The sequence below is a fragment of the Vibrio sp. Vb1337 genome, from assembly GCF_033338715.1.
Taxonomy (GTDB): domain Bacteria; phylum Pseudomonadota; class Gammaproteobacteria; order Enterobacterales; family Vibrionaceae; genus Vibrio; species Vibrio alginolyticus.
On record NZ_JAWOTD010000164.1, the window covers coordinates 1 to 1212 of the forward strand.

The window sequence follows — 1212 nt, forward strand, 5'->3', positions numbered from 1 at the left end:
ACACTTATTGTTCGCAGAAGTGACCTTCTTTTGGCGATTGAGTAATCGCGTACTCTCCGTCGAGATTACGATACACAATAGTGTTCCAAATCGAGCCATCATCCATTTCAAACTCAATTGCGTAGTTCACACCGCTCACTATTTGTGCATGAACTGTCAGAATTTGTTTGAATGACGAAAGGGTATCCATTTGTTTCAGGACAAAGGCCATAGCCTTTTGTGCATCAGGGGTAGCATCAAATTCGTTCCACCCACCTGGCATGTTTCCTTGTGCATTACATACATCTGCCGAGGCTGTTACATGTGTCGTCTCTTCTTGGTTTTTTGGTTGGCAACCAACAAGCAACCCCAAAATTGCACAAGTCGACACTGTTTTTAACATCATAACCATCACCTCTATTCATATCGGATCGTATTATAGTGGTGATGAAATCACGCCATTGTCTATGTTGTGCAAACTTTTGATATGCACAAAGTTAATTCGATGAGTAATTGGAGCGAGTTTACATAGAAAATAAGCACGATAAATCAAACACTCTGTTCTTGATAAATCAGTTTACAGTGTAAAAACTCGTGATGTTGTTGCCTACGAAGACTCAATTTACTCGAGAGTTGGGGCAGCGTTAAGCGCAATAAATTAAATGTAATATGAGTCATAGTTCACATGTTTGGCGTTTGAATTTCTTATCAATCATACAAAACACTACTATCACCGACCTGTAAAAATAAGCTGTAGTTTTGACTAATTGCAGCGTTCTTCGTCAGTTTGTTGCCAGCGCCATGGAGGGCGTTATATGAAAAGGATAAATGTCATTGGTAGTAGCGGCAGTGGTAAGTCTACTTTCGCAAAAGCCTTAGCTCAGAAGCTCGACGTTACACATATCGAAATGGACAAATTGTTTTGGAAAGCGGGCTGGCAAGAAAGCACTGACCATGAGTTTTTCAGCAACTTAAAAACGGCCCTCACGCAAAGCGAATGGGTTTTGGATGGAAACTATTCTCGAACTGAAAGCATAAAGTGGCAAGACGTCGACACGATAATTTGGTTGGACTATTCAAGAACGGTGACGTTTTACCGAGCGATCAAACGTGCACTCACTCGTATTTACACAGAGCAAGAGCTGTGGGAAGGGACTGGTAACAGAGAAAGTCTGTATCGACTGTTTACAAAAGACCCCATCGTACGAAAGTGCATTAAAAACTACGACAGAC

General features: G+C 41.3%; 2 protein-coding genes. One reads left to right on the forward strand and one right to left on the reverse strand.

All coding sequences use genetic code 11. The features are described from left to right. Positions 1–4 precede the first annotated feature (4 nt). Positions 5–385: a cystatin domain-containing protein gene (locus R7E42_RS24725; RefSeq protein ID WP_318073193.1), complete on the reverse strand. Its 381-nt coding sequence runs from the start codon at positions 383–385 to the stop codon at positions 5–7. Between the two features lie 409 nt (positions 386–794). Between R7E42_RS24725 and R7E42_RS24730 the strand changes: the two genes are divergently transcribed. Next, a partial coding sequence (locus R7E42_RS24730; protein ID WP_318073194.1) for a shikimate kinase occupies positions 795–1212 on the forward strand: 418 nt, incomplete at its 3' end.

Excerpts from the sequence above, each read along its gene's own strand:
- R7E42_RS24725 (WP_318073193.1), bottom strand. The coding sequence starts at position 385 with ATGATGTTAAAAACAGTGTCGACTTGTGCAATTTTGGGGTTGCTTGTT.